17 protein-coding genes and 1 other RNA gene are annotated in these 16,710 nt (G+C 75.4%); 7 read left to right on the top strand and 11 right to left on the bottom strand.

What is annotated here, in order from left to right; all coding sequences use genetic code 11:
* Positions 1-50: 50 nt before the first annotated feature.
* Positions 51-3,092, bottom strand: a complete 3,042-nt coding sequence (locus tag E4A51_RS02700; RefSeq protein ID WP_070318642.1) for a bifunctional [glutamine synthetase] adenylyltransferase/[glutamine synthetase]-adenylyl-L-tyrosine phosphorylase — start codon at positions 3,090-3,092, stop codon at positions 51-53.
* 2 nt (positions 3,093-3,094) lie between these two features.
* Complete coding sequence (locus tag E4A51_RS02695) at positions 3,095-4,432, bottom strand: glutamine synthetase family protein (RefSeq protein WP_046528597.1); 1,338 nt, start codon at positions 4,430-4,432, stop codon at positions 3,095-3,097.
* A gap of 163 nt (positions 4,433-4,595) precedes the next feature.
* Between E4A51_RS02695 and panB the strand changes: the two genes are divergently transcribed.
* On the top strand, positions 4,596-5,417 hold the full coding sequence (gene panB, locus E4A51_RS02690; RefSeq protein WP_070318643.1) for a 3-methyl-2-oxobutanoate hydroxymethyltransferase: 822 nt from the start codon (positions 4,596-4,598) through the stop codon (positions 5,415-5,417).
* Between the two features lie 25 nt (positions 5,418-5,442).
* Here panB and E4A51_RS02685 read toward each other — a convergent pair whose 3' ends face one another.
* The gene (locus E4A51_RS02685; protein WP_070318644.1) at positions 5,443-5,625 is read right to left on the bottom strand and encodes a hypothetical protein; all 183 of its coding nucleotides are present in this window, start codon (positions 5,623-5,625) and stop codon (positions 5,443-5,445) included.
* Positions 5,626-5,683: 58 nt separating this feature from the next.
* On the opposite strand from E4A51_RS02685, the gene map reads away from it, so the two are divergent.
* The 5 genes from map to E4A51_RS02660 all read left to right on the top strand — a co-directional run bounded on the left by map (position 5,684) and on the right by E4A51_RS02660 (position 9,852).
* The gene (gene map / locus E4A51_RS02680) at positions 5,684-6,553 is read left to right on the top strand and encodes a type I methionyl aminopeptidase (RefSeq protein WP_070318645.1); all 870 of its coding nucleotides are present in this window, start codon (positions 5,684-5,686) and stop codon (positions 6,551-6,553) included.
* The gene (ppgK, locus tag E4A51_RS02675) at positions 6,550-7,344 is read left to right on the top strand and encodes a polyphosphate--glucose phosphotransferase (protein WP_134850792.1); all 795 of its coding nucleotides are present in this window, start codon (positions 6,550-6,552) and stop codon (positions 7,342-7,344) included. Before map ends, ppgK begins: the two co-directional genes overlap by 4 nt.
* Position 7,345: 1 nt before the next feature.
* A complete protein-coding gene (locus E4A51_RS02670; protein ID WP_070318646.1) occupies positions 7,346-7,651 on the top strand; it encodes a DUF6191 domain-containing protein in 306 nt (101 codons plus the stop codon).
* Between the two features lie 74 nt (positions 7,652-7,725).
* Positions 7,726-8,817 (top strand): acyl-CoA desaturase, encoded by a 1,092-nt coding sequence (locus E4A51_RS02665; protein WP_070318647.1) that lies wholly within the window; start codon positions 7,726-7,728, stop codon positions 8,815-8,817.
* A gap of 150 nt (positions 8,818-8,967) precedes the next feature.
* A complete protein-coding gene (locus E4A51_RS02660) occupies positions 8,968-9,852 on the top strand; it encodes a DUF817 domain-containing protein (protein WP_070318688.1) in 885 nt (294 codons plus the stop codon).
* Positions 9,853-9,864: 12 nt separating this feature from the next.
* On the opposite strand, the gene E4A51_RS02655 is transcribed toward E4A51_RS02660, so the two are convergent.
* From E4A51_RS02655 to E4A51_RS02640, 4 genes are all read right to left on the bottom strand, one after another.
* Positions 9,865-10,461 carry a PilZ domain-containing protein gene (locus tag E4A51_RS02655; RefSeq protein ID WP_070318648.1) on the bottom strand — a complete coding sequence of 199 codons (597 nt, stop codon included), beginning with the start codon at positions 10,459-10,461 and terminating at the stop codon, positions 9,865-9,867.
* Positions 10,462-10,581: 120 nt separating this feature from the next.
* Complete coding sequence (locus E4A51_RS02650) at positions 10,582-10,863, bottom strand: hypothetical protein (protein ID WP_134850791.1); 282 nt, start codon at positions 10,861-10,863, stop codon at positions 10,582-10,584.
* A 125-nt stretch (positions 10,864-10,988) separates the two neighbouring features.
* Positions 10,989-11,371: RNase P RNA component class A (gene rnpB, locus E4A51_RS02645), an RNA gene on the bottom strand.
* A gap of 24 nt (positions 11,372-11,395) precedes the next feature.
* Positions 11,396-11,779, bottom strand: a complete 384-nt coding sequence (locus E4A51_RS02640; protein WP_134850790.1) for a tautomerase family protein — start codon at positions 11,777-11,779, stop codon at positions 11,396-11,398.
* A gap of 52 nt (positions 11,780-11,831) precedes the next feature.
* On the opposite strand from E4A51_RS02640, the gene E4A51_RS02635 reads away from it, so the two are divergent.
* Positions 11,832-12,614, top strand: a complete 783-nt coding sequence (locus E4A51_RS02635) for a YaaA family protein (RefSeq protein WP_134850789.1) — start codon at positions 11,832-11,834, stop codon at positions 12,612-12,614.
* A gap of 144 nt (positions 12,615-12,758) precedes the next feature.
* On the opposite strand, the gene E4A51_RS02630 is transcribed toward E4A51_RS02635, so the two are convergent.
* From E4A51_RS02630 to E4A51_RS02615, 4 genes are all read right to left on the bottom strand, one after another.
* Entirely contained in the window at positions 12,759-13,562 is an 804-nt protein-coding gene (locus E4A51_RS02630; RefSeq protein ID WP_240696348.1) for a histidine phosphatase family protein, read from the bottom strand.
* A gap of 107 nt (positions 13,563-13,669) precedes the next feature.
* On the bottom strand, positions 13,670-14,407 hold the full coding sequence (locus tag E4A51_RS02625; protein ID WP_134850788.1) for a zinc ribbon domain-containing protein: 738 nt from the start codon (positions 14,405-14,407) through the stop codon (positions 13,670-13,672).
* Entirely contained in the window at positions 14,404-15,591 is a 1,188-nt protein-coding gene (locus E4A51_RS02620; RefSeq protein WP_134850787.1) for a Nif3-like dinuclear metal center hexameric protein, read from the bottom strand. Before E4A51_RS02620 ends, E4A51_RS02625 begins: the two co-directional genes overlap by 4 nt.
* Positions 15,588-16,637 (bottom strand): zinc-dependent alcohol dehydrogenase family protein, encoded by a 1,050-nt coding sequence (locus tag E4A51_RS02615; protein WP_062102356.1) that lies wholly within the window; start codon positions 16,635-16,637, stop codon positions 15,588-15,590. Before E4A51_RS02615 ends, E4A51_RS02620 begins: the two co-directional genes overlap by 4 nt.
* Positions 16,638-16,710 lie beyond the last annotated feature (73 nt).

The following is a 16,710-nucleotide window of genomic DNA, read 5'->3' as shown; positions in this document are numbered from 1 at the left end:
CGTGGGCCGCGACCTGCACGGACGCCGCCCCGCGTCGGGACCGGCCCGCGTCAGCCGTAGAAGACGCGCTCGACGACGGCCCGCGCGCGCCGCGCGCCGCGCAGGTACGTGTCCTCGAGCTCGGCGCCCGAGCCCGGGGGCATCCCCAGGACGCGGGACACGCCGGCGAGCGCGACCCGGTCGTGCGGCAGGACGTCGGCGTGCGCGCCCTCGGCGCGGCCCGTCCACAGCACGTTCGCGTCCCGGATGCGCGACGCGAGCTCCCACGCCTCGCGCAGCACGGTCGCGTCGTCGGCGTCGAGCAGCCCGGCCTCGGTGGCGGCGGCGAGCGCGTCGAGCGTCGACGTCGTGCGCAGCGCGGGCACGGCGTGCGCGTGCAGCAGCTGCAGGAGCTGCGCCGTCCACTCGACGTCGCTGATGCCGCCGCGGCCGAGCTTGAGGTGGCGGGTCGGGTCGAGGCCGCGCGGCAGCCGTTCGGCCTCGACGCGCGCCTTGATGCGACGCACCTCGCGGACCGCGGCGGGGTCGAGCCCGCCCTCGGGGTAGCGCAGCGGGTCGACGAGCGCGACGAACCGCTCCCCCAGCCCGGTGTCCCCGGCGACCGGTCGGGCCCGCAGCAGCGCCTGGCTCTCCCAGGTCGCGGACCAGCGCGCGTAGTACTCGGCGTACGCGTCGAACGAGCGCGCGAGCGGTCCGTTGCGACCCTCGGGGCGCAGGTCCGCGTCCACGCTCAGCGTGGGCTCCGGCCCGACCGACCCCAGCAGCTGCCGCAGCTGCGACGCGACCGCGACCGCGAACTGCTGCGCGGCCTGCGGGTCGGCGCCCGGCACCGGGTCGTGCACGAACAGCACGTCGGCGTCGGACGAGTACCCCATCTCACGGCCGCCCATGCGCCCCATCGCGACGACGAGCAGACGCGTCGGGCTCGCGTCGACCCCCGCGGCGGCGCGCGCCTCCGCCTCGGCGACACGCAGCGTGCCCGCGAGGACGGCGTCGGCCGCGTTCGTGAGGCTGTGCGACGCGCGCACGCCCGTCGTGCCGCCGAGCACGTCGGCGACGGCGGTCCGGGCGAGCTCGCGACGGCGCAGCGCGCGCAACGCCGTCACGGCGGGCACCGGTTCGCTCGCCCGCCGCAGCACGGCGTCGGCCTCCGCGACGAGCCGCTCGGCGGACCGCGGCGCGAGCTCGGCGTCGTCGTCGAGCCACGTCACGGAGTTCGGCGAGCGCGACAGCGCGTCGGCCGCGTACCGCGAGGTCGACAGGACCTGCGCGAGACGCTGCCCCGCGGTGCCGGAGTCGCGCAGGAGCTTGAGGTACCAGTGCGTCGAGCCGAGCTGCTCGGACAGCCGCCGGAACGCGAGCAGACCGGCGTCGGGGTCGGCGCCCTCGGCGAACCAGCCGAGCATGACCGGCAGCAGCTGCCGCTGGATCGCCGCCCGCCGCGAGACGCCCTCCGAGAGCGCGGCGATGTGCCGGACCGCACCCGCCGGGTCGCGGTAGCCGATGGCCGCGAGGCGCGCGCGCTGCGCCTCGGGCGCCAGGCTCGCCTCCTCGGTCGACAGCCGCGCCGTCGCCGGCAGCAGGGGTCGGTAGAACAGCTCCTCGTGCAGGCGCCGCACCTCGCGGCGCGTCGTGCGCCACCGCTCCAGCAGCCCCTCGGGGCCCTCGATGCGCATCCGCATGGTCCGGGAGAGCCGCCGCAGGTCGGGCTCCGACGTCGGCACCAGGTGCGTGCGCTGCAGGCGGTGCAGCTGGATCCGGTGCTCCATCATGCGCATCCAGCGGTAGCAGACCGCGAGCTGAGCGGCGTGCTCACGCCCCACGTAGCCGCCGGCCGCGAGCGCCGCGAGCGCCGTGAGCGTCGACGGGCTGCGGATCGACTCGTCGGCGCGCCCGTGCACGAGCTGCAGCAGCTGCACCGTGAACTCGACGTCGCGCAGGCCCCCCGCACCGAGCTTGAGCTGCCGGTCCGCCTCCGCGCGCGGGATGTGCGCCTCGACGCGGCGCCGCATGGCCTGCGCGTCCTCGACGAAGTTGTCGCGCTGCACCGCCGCCCACACGAACGGGTTGACCGTGTCGACGTACGCGCGGCCCAGGTCGGCGTCCCCGGCGAGCGGCCGCGCCTTGAGCAGGGCCTGGAACTCCCACGTCCTGGCCCACCGCTCGTAGTACGCGCGGTGGCTCGCGAGCGTCCGCACGAGCGGGCCGTCCTTGCCCTCGGGGCGCAGCGCGGCGTCCACCGGCCACAGCGCGGGCTCGCCCGCGGGCGCCGAGCACGCGCGCGCGAGGCCCGCCGCGAGCCGCGCGCCGGCCACGAGCGCCTCGTCCTCGGGCGTGCCGTCGACCGGCTCGGCGACGTACACGACGTCGACGTCCGACACGTAGTTGAGCTCGCGCCCGCCGGCCTTGCCCATGCCGATGACCGCGAGCCGCACGCCGCACCCCTCGTCGTCGAGGTCGGCGCGCGCGAGCGCGAGCGCCGCCTCGAGGGCCGCGGCCGCGAGGTCCGCGAGCGCGGCCGCGACACCCGGCAGCCGGGTCAGGGGGTCCTCGGCGGTGAGGTCGGTCGCGGCGATGCGCAGCAGCCGCGTGCGGTAGGCGCGCCGCATCGCGTCGACGCCCGGCGTGCCGGCCAGCCCGGCGACGGGCACGTCCGCGGCGGGGTCGGCGTCCACGGCGCGCAGCAGCTCGGCGCGCACGTGGGCGGCGGCGACGCCCGTGCCCGGCGTCGGGTCGGCGACCGCGAGCAGGTTCACGGGGTGCGCCGCGAGCGCGTTCCCGAGCGCCGACGACGCACCCGTGACGGCCAGCAGGCGGGCGCGCGCGGGGCCGTCGTCGGCGAGCACGTCGTGCAGCAGCGCCGTGAGGCGGTCGTCGCGCTGGACCGCGCCCGCGAGCTTGGCGACCGCGAGCAGCGCCTCGTCGGGGTCCCCGACCTCCGCGAGCGCCGCGACCACGTGCTCGACGACCTCGGCGTCGACGGCCGCGAGCGCGGGGTCGCCCAGGAGCCGTTCGCCCCGGGGCACGTCGGCCACGCCGACGCGCGTCAGCCGCGTCGGGAGCGACGAGCCGCGGCCCGGCGTCGTGGCCACGGTCAGACGAGCGGCAGGAACCGCTGCAGCTCGTACGGCGTGACCTGCGCGCGGTACTCGGCCCACTCCTGGCGCTTGTTGCGCAGGAAGTAGTCGAAGACGTGCTCGCCGAGGGTCTCGGCGACCAGCTCCGAGCGCTCCATGACGGCGATCGCCGCCTCGAGCGACGTCGGCAGCGGCTCGATGCCGAGCGCCTTGCGCTCGGCGTCGGTGAGCTCCCACACGTCGTCGTCGGCGCCCTCGGGCAGCTCGTAGCCCTCCTCGATGCCCTTGAGCCCGGCCGCGAGCAGCACCGCGAACGCGAGGTACGGGTTCGTCGCCGAGTCCACCGCGCGGTACTCGACGCGGCTCGAGTTGCCCTTGCCGGGCTTGTACATCGGCACGCGCACGAGCGCCGAGCGGTTGTTGTGGCCCCAGCAGATGAACGAGGGCGCCTCGGCGCCGCCCCACAGCCGCTTGTAGGAGTTGACGAACTGGTTGGTCACGGCCGTGATCTCGGCCGCGTGCGTGAGCATGCCCGCGATGAACGAGCGCGCGACCTTCGACAGCTCGAGCGGCGCACCCGGCTCGTGGAACGCGTTGCGGTCGCCCTCGAACAGCGACACGTGCGTGTGCATGCCCGACCCCGGCTGGTCGGCCAGCGGCTTGGGCATGAACGACGCGAACACGCCCTGCTCGAGCGCGACCTCCTTGACGACCGTGCGGAACGTCATGATGTTGTCGGCGGTGGTGAGCGCGTCGGCGTACCGCAGGTCGATCTCGTTCTGACCCGGACCGGCCTCGTGGTGCGAGAACTCGACCGAGATGCCCATGGACTCGAGCATCGTGATCGCGGCGCGGCGGAAGTCGTGCGCGGTGCCGCGCGGCACGTGGTCGAAGTAGCCGCCCTGGTCGACCGGGACGAGCGGCCGCGACGGGTCCGCGGGCGCGTCGAACAGGTAGAACTCGACCTCGGGGTGCGTGTAGAACGTGAACCCGCGGTCGCTCGCGCGGTTCAGCGCACGCTTGAGGACGTAGCGCGAGTCCGCGAGCGACGGCTCGCCGTCGGGCGTCAGCAGGTCGCAGAACATGCGCGCGGTGCCGTGCCGCTCGCCGCGCCACGGCAGGATCTGGAACGTCGACGGGTCGGGCTTGGCGATCATGTCGGCCTCGTACACGCGCGTGAGGCCCTCGATCGAGCTGCCGTCGAAGCCGATGCCCTCGCTGAACGCCTGCTCGAGCTCGGCAGGCGCGACGGCGACCGACTTGAGCATGCCCAGCACGTCCGTGAACCACAGACGGATGAAGCGGATGTCCCGCTCCTCGACGGTCCGGAGGACGAACTCCTGCTGCCTGTCCATGCGTACATCCTGCCTGATGACCCGACCCCGCAGGGCGTGCGTCCACCGCGCGGCGCGTCCGGGCCCGACCGGGGCTCCGCGCACGTGCCGGGACGCGTGCCGACGGCGGCGCGGGTGCCCGTCCCCGGGCGTCCCGCGAGGTGCCCCGGGCTAGGCTCGCGCCATGTCGACGAGCGACGCCCCGACCCCCCGCCGAGTCCGCGTGCACCACCTGCAGGCCGCGAAGGAGCGCGGCGAGCGCCTGACGATGCTGACCGCGTACGACGCGGTCACCGCGCGCCTGTTCGACGAGGCCGGCATCGACATGCTGCTCGTCGGCGACTCCATCGGGAACACGATGCACGGCTACGCGACCACGCTGCCCGTCACGCTCGACGAGATCGTCGTCGCCGCCCGCGCCGTCGCGGGCGCCGCGCGGCGCGCGTTCGTCGTCGCCGACCTGCCGTTCGGCACGTACGAGGCCGGACCGGAGCAGGCCCTCGCGAGCGCGGTGCGGGTCATGAAGGAGACCGGCGTCTCGGCCGTGAAGATCGAGGGCGGGCAGCGCTCGGTCCCGCAGATCCGCGCGCTCACCGCGGCGGGCGTCCCGGTCGTGGCTCACCTCGGCTACACGCCGCAGTCCGAGAACGCGCTGGGCGGCCCGCGCGTGCAGGGCCGCGGCCAGGCGGCCGAGCAGATCAGCGACGACGCGGTCGCCGTCACCGAGGCCGGTGCCGTCGCGGTCGTGCTCGAGATGGTGCCCGCGCCGGTCGCGGCACGCATCACCGAGGTCGTGCGGATCCCGACGATCGGGATCGGCGCCGGCGCGGAGTGCGACGGGCAGGTGCTGGTGTGGGTCGACATGGCCGGCATGGGCGACTGGTCCCCGCGCTTCGCCAAGCGGTTCGGCGAGGTCGGGCAGGCGCTCACCGCGGCGGCCCGGGCCTTCGCCGACGAGGTGCGCGGGGGCGCGTTCCCCGCCGCGGAGCACTCCTTCGACGCGTGAGCCGGCGGGGCGGCCGCGGGCGCCGTCAGGCGTTCTCCTCGGCTTCCCGGCGGTCCTCCTCGTCCCACGCCTTCGAGCGCTCGCGCGCGGTCTCGAGCGCGTGCGCGGCCTCCTCGCGCGTGGCGTACGGGCCCATGCGGTGCGACCAGTCGCTGCGCGGACCCTCCTCGACCTCGTGCGTCCGGGTGTTGAAGTAGAACTCGGCCACCAGGGCACCTCCCGTCCCGGCGGGCCGGGCGGCACCGCCGCTACGTAGACTGCCAGTCATGCCGCCGGTCCACTCGCGCACCGCCCTCACCCCCGGCCGCGTCGGCCCCCGACGCACGGTCCCGGCGCACGTCGCGCGTCCCGAGTACGTCGACAAGCCGATGCCGACACCCTGGCGGGGCTCGGACGTGCTGGACGCCGACACCGTCGAGCGTGTGCGCGTCGCGGCTCGGCTCGCGGCGCAGGCGCTGCAGGAGGTCGGCCGGCACGTGGCCCCCGGGGTCACGACCGACGAGCTCGACGCGATCGGCCACGAGTTCCTCGTCGACCACGGTGCCTACCCCTCGACGCTCGGCTACCGCGGCTTCCCGAAGTCGCTGTGCACGTCGCTCAACGAGGTGATCTGCCACGGCATCCCCGACTCGACCGTGATCGAGGACGGCGACATCGTCAACGTCGACGTCACGGCGTACGTGGGCGGCGTGCACGGCGACACCAACGCGACGTTCCTCGCGGGCGACGTCGACGAGGACTCGCGCCTGCTCGTCGAGCGCACGCGCGAGGCGCTCGAGCGCGGCATCAAGGCCGTCCGCCCGGGCCGGGAGATCAACGTCATCGGCCGCGTCATCGAGAAGTACGCCGCGCGGTTCGGGTACGGCGTGGTGCGCGAGTTCACGGGCCACGGCGTGGGCCCCGCGTTCCACACGGGCCTCGTCGTGCCGCACTACGACGCCGCACCCGCGTACGACACCGTGATCCAGCCCGGGATGGTGTTCACGATCGAGCCCATGCTCGACCTGGGCACCGCGGACTGGGAGATGTGGGACGACGGCTGGACCGTCGTCACGGCCGACCGCAGCCGGTCGGCGCAGTTCGAGCACACCCTGCTGGTCACCGACACCGGGGCGGAGGTCCTGACGCTGCCATGAGCAAGGACGAGCACACGGGCAAGAAGCACGCGCACGACGACGAGGTGACGACGGCCTTCGGCGTCGACATCGGCGGGTCGGGCATCAAGGGCGCGCCGGTCGACCTGGGCACGGGCGAGTTCGCCGCCGACCGGGTGCGCATCCCGACGCCGCAGCCCGCGACGCCGCAGGCCGTCGCCGAGACCGTCGCCGAGGTCGTCGACGCGTTCTCGCTCGGCACGCACGTGCCCATCGGCGTGACGTTCCCGGCCGTCATCCGGCACGGCGTCGCGCAGTCCGCCGCGAACGTCGACGACTCCTGGATCGGCACCGACGTCGAGAAGACGATCGGCGCCGCCACGGGGCGGCGCGTCGTGGCCGTGAACGACGCCGACGCCGCCGGGTACGCCGAGGTCGTCCACGGCGCCGCCAAGGACGTCCCGGGCGTCGTGCTGGTCGTCACGCTCGGCACGGGCATCGGCTCGGCGCTCGTCGTCGACGGCGTGCTCGTGCCCAACACCGAGCTCGGGCACCTCGAGATCGACGGCCACGACGCCGAGTCGCGCGCGTCCGACGCGGCGCGCGACCGCGAGGACCTCACGTTCGAGCAGTGGGCGACGCGGCTGCAGCGCTACTTCACCGTGGTCGAGAACCTGTTCTGGCCCGACCTCATCGTCGTGGGCGGCGGCGTCAGCAAGAAGCACGACCAGTTCCTGCCGCTGCTCGACCTGCGCACGCCGATCGTGCCCGCGGGGCTGCGCAACGCGGCCGGCATCGTCGGGGCCGCGCACCTGGCCGCGAGGCGTCGCTGACGTGCCCGGCTGGGTCGTGGTCGTCGCGGCCGTGGTCGTCGCGCTCGTGGCGCTCGACCGGGCCGTGGCGCACGGGTGGTTCGACCGCTGGCGGGTGAGCGTCCGCTCGGGGCGGGACGCCGACGGCGGCGGCGTCACTGGCGGCGGCGGGATGATGGGCGACTTCGTCGAGATCTTCCAGCCGAGCGTCACGCACCTCGTGGCCGAGCAGGAGCGGCAACGGCTCGACGTCGTGCGCGAGGGCGACGCGGCACCTCCACGAGATCGACCCGCCCCGGACGGAGACACGCAACCTACGGTCCCGTAGGGTGGGCGGCATCCGGAAGACGAGCACCTGCTCACTCCACGGCTGGGAAGTCGACGTCGAGCCCTGGAGGTCATGTGGCTCCTGCACCCGTACCCACCGCTCCCACCCGCCCGCGACAGGCGGCCGCCACCGGCAGCTACCACGAGCTCCTGGCGGAGGTGCGTGAGGCCGGTCTGCTCGAGCGGACGCTCGGGTTCTACGCCTGGCTCGTCGCCGGCCTCACCGTCGCGCTCGCCGGCCTCGTGACCGCGTTCGTGCTGATCGGCCACTCGTGGTGGCAGCTCGCGGTCGCCGCCGGCCTGGGGATCGTGCTGACGCAGTTCGCGTTCGTCGCGCACGAGGCGTCGCACCGCCAGGTCATGCTGACGGGCCCCGCCAACGACCGGCTGGGGCGGATCCTCGCCAACGGCGTCGTCGGCATCAGCCACTCGTGGTGGATGACGAAGCACACGCGGCACCACGCCAACCCCAACCGGATCGGCAAGGACCCGGACATCGAGCGGGACACGATCTCGTTCCTCGAGCAGGACGCCGCGCAGCAGAGCGGGTTCATGGGCGCCCTGACGCGCCGCCAGGGCTGGCTGTTCTTCCCGCTGCTGACGCTCGAGGGCGTCAACCTGCACGTGCTCGCGGTCCGCAGCCTCCTCGCGTCGCCGTCGACGCGTGCGCGCAACCTCGAGCTGCTGACGATCGCCCTGCGGCTGAGCGTCTACGTCGCGCTGGTCGTGTGGGCGCTGCCGCTGGGCATGGCCGCCGCGTTCCTCGCCGTGCAGCTCGCGGTCTTCGGCGTGTACATGGGCGCGTCGTTCGCGCCGAACCACAAGGGCATGGCGGTCATCCCCGCCGAGAGCCGGCTCGACTTCCTCTCCAAGCAGGTCCTCACGTCGCGCAACATCCGCGGCGGCGCCTGGGTGACGACGCTCATGGGCGGCCTGGACGCGCAGATCGAGCACCACCTCTTCCCGAGCATGGCGCGCCCCCACCTCGCGCGGGCCCGTCGCATCGTGCGGGAGCACTGCGCACGCGTCGGCATGCCGTACACCGAGACGTCGCTCGCGCGCTCCTACCTCCTGGTCGTGCAGTACCTCAACCGCGTGGGCCTCGCCGCGCGCGACCCGTTCGACTGCCCCATGGTGCAGCGGTTCCGCCCGCGCAGCTCACGCTGACGACACCAGGCTGACGCCCGACGACGCGCGTCACAGGATCTGCACAGGTCCCGCCGCCGACCCGACGCCCGCCCGCACCCGCGGGCGGGCGTCGCGCGCTGAGATGGTCACGTGCTGCGCGACCTGCGACTCCACCTCCCGCGGCCCGGCGTGCGCGAGCTCACGGTCGTCGAGGAGCGCATCGACGCGTGGGCGCGCGGCCGCCTCCAGCGCCTGCGGGGCCGACGCGCGCGGACGTGGCTCGTCGAGCTGACGGTCTTCACGCTCAAGCAGGGCTGGGCGTGCCTGTTCGGCGCCCTGCTGCTGGCGCTTCTTCTCGCGGCGCGGTTCTGGTACCCCGACGGCGCGTGGCTCGCGCGGAACGACGCCCTGACGCTGGCGGCCCTCGGCCTGCAGGTCGGCATGCTCGCGACCCGGCTCGAGACGGTGCGCGAGATGCGCGTCGTGCTGCTGTTCCACGTCGTCGGCACCGTCATGGAGGTCTTCAAGACCGACGTCGGGTCGTGGTCCTACGCGACCGAGGGCGTGCTGCGCGTCGGCGCGGTGCCGCTGTTCTCGGGGTTCATGTACGGCGCGGTCGGCTCGTACCTCGTGCGCGTGTTCCGCATCTTCGAGCTGCGGTTCGACCGCTACCCGCGGCGCTGGGTGACGGCCGTCGTGGCGGCGGCGATCTACGCGAACTTCTTCACGCACCACTGGGTGGCCGACGCCCGCTGGGTGCTGGTCGGCGCGGTCGTGGTCGTCTTCGGCCCGTGCGTCATGCACTTCCGCGTGCACGCCGCGCGTCTGCGCATGCCGCTGCTGCTGGCGTTCACGCTCGTGGCGTCGTTCATCTGGCTCGCCGAGAACGTCGCGACGTTCGCCGGCGCGTGGCTCTACCCGTCGCAGGAGGCCGGGTGGCACCCGGTCGGCGGGGCGAAGCTCGGGTCCTGGTTCCTGCTGATGATCATCTCGGTCGTGCTCGTCACGTGGGTGCACCCGCCGCAGCGGCCCGACGCCCCGGCGACGCCCGGCGACGCGACGGGGGGCCACTGACGGGTGCCGGGCTCAGTGCCGCGCGGCGCGCTCGCGCGCCCACGCGCGGTGCAGGCTCAGCACCAGCCGGAAGAGCCGCTCGCGCGTGCGCTCGTCGAGCTCGAGGAGATCGCAGCCGTACCGCCACTCGTGCTGCCCCTCCTCGACGCGCAGCACGCGGGCGACGAGGTCGACCGACTCGTCGCCGACGGGCATGGGGAAGCGCACGACGTCACCCCGGTGGAGCAGGCGCCGCGTCACGAACCGCACGCCCGACGCGCTGACGTCCACGACCGTGACCGGCAGGGCCTGCGTGCCGCCGGCGGTCTCCAGCTTGCCCAGCGCGCTCACACGGTAGAACGCGCGCGCCGCGGACCTGCGCTGGTTCGGCTCGCCGCGCTCGAGCACGACGACACGCACCTCACCGTCCGTCATGCCGCCCAGCAGCCCGACGTACGGGCAGCGGCCGCGCACCGGGTCGAGCACCGTGACCGTCGCCGCGTCGCCGATCTCGCGCCCCTCGGGGAGCTCGTCCACCTCGAGCACGAGCAGGTCGCCCTCGAAGGTCCGGACGTGGCCCTCGACCTCGCCGGTCTTCGTCCCGAGACGGCACAGGGCCAGCTCGTGCACGTGACACCTCCTCGGGTTCGCGCAGGACGCGCCGCAGCGCGCCCACGATCAGGACATCCGCCCAGTTGTACTGGGCGGCCCCTTCGCCGCCAACCGCCGGCCGGGTGGTCACGGACAAGATCACCCGGCGCGGGGGTCGCTCCCCCGGGTGGGGCGTACGTCCTCGTCCGCGTCCGCCGACGAGGAGGGCCCGTCGCCGCCGTCACGCCGACGCCGGTGCGTCTGGCGGAACTGCTCGGCGATCTGCTGGGCCTGCGCGCTCACCAACCAGCGGTAGGAGTCGTGCAGGCGAGCGGTACGTGCAGGGTCGAGCCCACGGTCGCAGGCCGACAGCCAGGCACGCTTCGCGGCGAGGATGTCCGCGTCGGTCACGTCCACACGAGGGTCGGTCTCGTCTGCCATATGTCCAGAATGAGCGCCTATGCCCGCAATGTGCGCGTCGTCCGGCAGCATTCACCCGCTGCACCAGGCTCCCGGGTGACGCTTTTCACCCGGTGCTGGGCCATGCAGGTCAAGCGCCCGAAGGGCGGATGAGTCAGCCGGTACGCCGGGTTCTGTCCCCCCGTCCGGTTGCCCGGGCGGGGGTGGCGACCATCCATCTACGACGTACGTTGCCGCACGCCTCCAGCGGCCTACCCGGGAGCTCGGGCGGGCAACCCTCGAACGCTCCCTGTCTGGCCTTGCTCCGGGTGGGGTTTGCCGAGCCGCACCGGTCACCCGGTGCGCTGGTGGTCTCTTGCACCACCGTTTCACCCTTACCCCGCCGGCCGAGGCCGACGTGGCGGTCTGTTCTCTGTGGCACTGTCCCGCGGGTCACCCCGGGTGGGCGTTACCCACCACCCTGCCCTGCGGAGCCCGGACGTTCCTCGGCGGGACCCGAGGGTCCCGACGCGGCCGCCTGGCTGACTCATCCGCGGCGGTCAGCCTACCCGTGTCAGACGTCGACGCGGTACGGCAGCGCGAGCTCGTCGCCGCTGCGCCCGCGGATGCCCCAGTGCGTGGGCGGGCTCTCGAGGACCACGACCTCGAGGTCGTCGGCGTCGAGCCCGAGCGCGGGGGCGACGTCGTCGAAGAACGCCGCGATCAGCGCGCGCACGGCCGCCGGGCTGCGCGCGCCGAAGCAGACCACCTCGACCACGAGGCAGGCGTCCGAGCGCGGCGCGACGAGGTCGTCGTCGTCCAGCAGGGAGAAGCGGTGGAACCGCTTGTCGGCGGGCAGCCCCCACGCGCCGGTGAGCGCGGCGTGCACGGCGTCGGACACCTCGGCACGCCGCGCGGCCCACACCGAGCGCCGCCCGTGGATCTTGACCTGCGCCACGTCACACCCCTGCGTCGTCGGACTCCCGGCGCGCACACCGTACCCTCGTGCGGTGCTCGTCCTGCTCCCGCCGTCCGAGGGCAAGACGCCCGCCCCCTCCGACGCCGCCCCGGTCGACCTGTCGACGCTCGCGCACCCCGCGCTGACGCCGGTCCGCGAGCGCGTGCTCGACGCGCTCACCGCGGTCAGCGCCCGGCCCGACGCGTGCACCGTGCTGGGCGTCTCCCCCGGCCTCGCCGCCGAGGTGGCGCGCAACACGACGATCCGCACCGCCCCGGCCGCACGCGCGTCCCGGGTCTACACGGGCGTGCTGTACGGCGCGGCGGCCCTGGACACCCTGAGCCCGGCGGCACGGGCACGCGCCGTCGCGAGCGTGCGCGTCGTCTCGGCGCTGTGGGGCGTGCTCACGGTGGACGACGCCGTGCCCGCCTACCGGCTGTCGATGGGGACTGACCTCCCAGGCGTCGGCCCGCTCGCCGCCGCGTGGCGCGGGCCGCTGGGCGACGCGCTGGACGTCGAGGCCGACGGCGACCTCGTCGTGGACTGCCGCTCGGCGGCCTACCGGGCCGCGTGGACGCCGCCGGCGGGCGCCCGCTGGGTCGACGTGCGCGTGCTGCGGGAGGTCGACGGCCGCCGGTCGGTCGTGTCGCACCACGCCAAGCACACGCGTGGCGTGCTGACGCGTCACCTCGTGACCCGGCGCGGCCGCGCACCGCGCGACGCCGAGGAGCTCGCGCACGCCGCCAGCGCGCTCGTGGGCGACGCGCTGCACGCGGTCGAGCTCGGGCCCGCGCCGCGACGCGGTGCGCGCACCCTCAGCCTCGTCGTGCTCTGACACCCGCGCGGGCCGCGTCGACGCGGCCCGCTCGCCGGTGCGACGTCCTGGGGCTGCGCGGCTCGGCGTACGCCCGCCACGTGCCTGCCGACCCCTGTGCGGCGTTCCGGCGGCCAGGCCGCCGGAACGCCGCACACGAGCGCCTCAGCCGCGCGCCCAGCCCTCGCTCGGCGCCCCCGCGACCGCGATCTCGTCACGCCGGTCGGCGAACAGCCGCACGATGCTCACGGACGCGGGAGCCACGCGCAGCTGGCTCCAGGTGCCCGGATCCGACCCGAGGGTGACGCCGAGCGCCGCGCGGATCGCGACCGCGTGCGACACGACCACGACCGTGCGGTCCCCGCCGCCGGCGCGCAGCGCGTCGAGCCCGCGCCGCAGCCGCTCGCCCACGTCGGCGATGGACTCGCCGCCGGGCGGCCGCACGCGGCCCGACGTGTGCCACGGCTCGAGCTCGCCGGGCCACCGCTCCTCGATCTGCTCGGCCGTGAGCCCCTGCCACGCGCCGAAGTCGGCCTCCTGGAAGGCCGCGTCGGTGCGCACCGGCAGCCCGAGCCGCTCGGCGATCACCGCGGCCGTCTCCTGCGTGCGCACCATCGGGGACGCGACGACCTCGCCCGGGAAGGGGATGTCCCCCCACAGGTCGCGTCCGACGCGCTCGACGAGCGCCGCGGCGGACCGGGCCTGCGCACGGCCGTGCTCGTCGAGCGGCGGACCGGGCTCCGACGAGCCCGAGTACCCGCGGGACACCGTCATCGTCGTCTGGCCGTGCCGCACCAGCACGACCGTCGTCGGCTGCTCGTCGTCGAAGCGCGGCGACGCGCCGGACGGCCGGGACGCCCGGCGCCGCGGCGTGGCCGAGGCGCCCGACGCGGTCGGGTCCGCCGGGTCGACCGCGAGCGGGTCGGAGGTCGGGTCGGGCGAGGCGTCGGCCGGCTGCGTCGGGATCACCCCCGCAGTCTCTGCCGTGCGCGGTCGGGCGTCCAACCGGGGTCGGCGCGCCACCGCCCCCGCCCGGGCGCGGCCTCCCGCACCGGCGGGCCCGCGGTCCGCGGGCGTCAGCCCTCGGCGCCCCGCACGAGGATCCGGCCGCACTCCTCGCAGCGCACGATCGCGTCCGCCGGGCGCGCGCGGATCGCCTCGAGGTCGAGCGGGTTGAGCTCGAGGCGGCAGCCCTCGCAGCGGCTGCCGCGCAGGGCCGCGGCCCCGCTGCCGCCGAGCTGGCCGCGCAGCCGCTCGTAGAGCGCCACGAGCCCGGCGTCGAGCCCGTCCGCGGTGCGGTCGCGCTGCGCACGCACGCGGTCGGCCTCGGCGTCGACCTGCGCCCAGCCGGCGTCGCGCTCGGCGACGACCTCGTCGCGCGCGGACACGAGCGCGGCGTGCGCCTGCTCGAGCTCGGCGAGCGCCGCCTCGTGGGCGTCGAGCCGCTCCATGACCTCGAGCTCGACGTCCTCGAGGTGCGACTGCCGGGCCGCGAGGCTCGCGAGCTCGCTCGTGAGCGCCTGCGCGTCCTTCGCCGACACCTGCCCCGCGTCGAGGCGCTGCTGGTCGCGCGTGGCGCGGTTGCGCACCTGGGCGACGTCGGCCTCGGCCTTCGCGAGCTCGGCGCGCAGGTCGGAGGCCGCCGTGCGCGACGTGACGAGCGCGGTGTCGAGGTCCGCGAGCTGGGCGTCGAGCTCGACGATCCGGGCGAGCGCCGGGAGCGACCGCCGCTGGTGCGCGAGCTGCGCGAGTCGGGTGTCGAGCTCCTGGACGTCGAGGAGTCGTCGCTGGTCGGCTGCGGGGGCGGTGCTCACGGAGATCCTTCCGGCTGGGACGTCTGCCGCACGTGTCCCGTCCACGGGTCGGTGCGGCGCGTGCTGACGCGGGTCTCCACCGTAGTGCCCCCGGCTGCCAGGTCGGCGCGCAGGTCCACCGCGGCGCGCGGCAGCCACACCCACTCGGACGCCGCGTGCGCGAGGTCGACCAGCGCGGGCCGCGGCGGGCCCCCCGCCGACTCGAACGCGGCGCGTTCCTGCTGCTCGGACGCGGGGTGGTGACGCAGGTCCGCCGTGACGTACGCGTCGACGTCGGCGGCGCGCACGGCGTCGAACAGCGAGTCGCCCGACCCGCCGAGCACGGCGACGCGCCGCACGGGCATGTCCGGGTCGCCCGCCCAGCGCACGCCCTGCGCCGTGGCGGGCACGGCCGCGGCGACGTCGGCGGCGAACCGCACGAGCGGCACGGGCTCCGGGAGCGTCCCGACGCGCCCGAGCCCCGTGTCACCGGGCAGCGCCGCGAGCTCGAGGACGTCGAACGCGGGCTCCTCGTACGGGTGCGCCGCGCGCATGGCGGCGACGACGCGCGCCCGCAGGCCGCGGGGCGCGACCATCTCGACGCGCACCTCGGGCAGCGTCTCGCGGTGCCCGACCTCGCCGACCGCGGGTGCCGCACCCGCGAGCGGCGTGAACGTCCCTTGCCCGGTGGTGGTCCAGGCGCACCGCTCGTAGGCGCCCACGTGCCCGGCGCCGGCGGCGGCCATCGCGTCGACGAGCGCGTCGGCGACGTCGACCGGCGCCATCACCACGTGCTTGTCGAGCGCGGGCGCGTCGGCGGCCACGAGCGGCACGGTGCCGACGAGGCCGAGGACGTCGGCGAGCGACTCGGCGACACCGCCGTGCGCCGAGTCCGCGTTGGTGTGCGCCGTGTACAGGCCGCACCCCGCGCGGACCAGGCGGTGCACGAGCGCACCCTTGTACGTCGTGGCGGCGACCGAGTGCACGGGTCGCAGCAGCAGCGGGTGGTGGGTCACGAGCAGGTCGGCGCCCCACTCCTCGGCCTCGTCGACGACCGCCGCGACGGGGTCGACGGCGAACAGCACGCGCCGCACGGGCGCGGCGGGGTCGCCGACCGCGAGGCCGACGCGGTCCCACTGCTCGGCGGTGCGGGGCGGGTACCGGGTCTCCAGGGCGCGGACGACGTCCGCGAGCGTCGCGGTCACGGCAGCACGAGCGCCTTGGTGCACGTGCGCTCGTCCATCGCGCGGTACGCGTCCGCGACGTCGTCGAGCGCGAACGTCCCGTCGAACACCAGGCCCGGCTCGATGGTCCCGGCCCACACGTCGGGCAGCAGCCCCTCGATGTAGCCGCGCACGGGCGCGACGCCGCCGACCACGCCCTTGTTCGTGCCGAACATCAGCCCGACCGGCAGCTCGGGACCGCCCGCGGGGACGCCGACGAACCCGACGCGGCCACCGGGCCGCACGGTCGCGAGCGCCTGCGCCATCGACTCCTTGGTGCCGACGCACTCGAGCACGCCGTCAGGCCCGACGCCGCCGAGCAGGTCGAGCACGGCGGCCGCGCCCTCGTCGCCACGCTCGGCGACGACGTCGGTCGCGCCGAACCGGCGCGCGAGCGCCTGCCGGGCCGGGTTGCGCGACATCGCGACGATCCGCTCGGCACCGAGCCGGCGCGCCGCGATGACGCCGCACAGCCCGACCGCGCCGTCGCCGACGACCGCCACGGTCGACCCGGCGCGCACGCCCGCCGACAGCGCGGCGTGGTGCCCGGTCCCGAGCACGTCCGTGAGCGTGAGGACGTGCGGCAGCAGCGCGTCGTCCGGGTGCTCGGGCGTGACGACGAGCGTGCCGTCGGCCAGGGGCACGCGCACGTACTCGCCCTGCGCGCCGTCGGACGGCACGCCGTCGTGGTCGGGCGAGCCCCACCACGCGACCTGCTCGCACGAGGTGTGGACGCCGTTGCGGCAGTGCACGCACGTGTTGTCGCAGATCGAGAACGGCGCGACGACGAAGTCGCCGACGCGCACGCGACGCACGTCGGACCCGACCTCCTCGACCACGCCGACGAACTCGTGCCCGATCCGGTGAGGGCCGTCGGTGGGCCGCACGCCGCGGTAGCCCCACAGGTCGGAGCCGCACACGCACGTCGCCACGACGCGCACGACCGCATCGGTGGGTCGCTGGATCTCGGGGTCCGGCACCTGCTCGACGCGCACGTCGCGGGGGCCGTGGATCACTGTCGCTCGCACACCGGAAGCCTACGGCGCGGGCCACCCGCGGCGCCCGGCGACGGCGGCGTCGGCGCTGCCCGCACGCCGGTAG

Source organism: Cellulomonas sp. HD19AZ1 (genome assembly GCF_004535805.1).
Classification (GTDB): domain Bacteria; phylum Actinomycetota; class Actinomycetes; order Actinomycetales; family Cellulomonadaceae; genus Cellulomonas; species Cellulomonas iranensis.
This window is presented reverse-complemented; position numbering and strand designations above follow the sequence as displayed.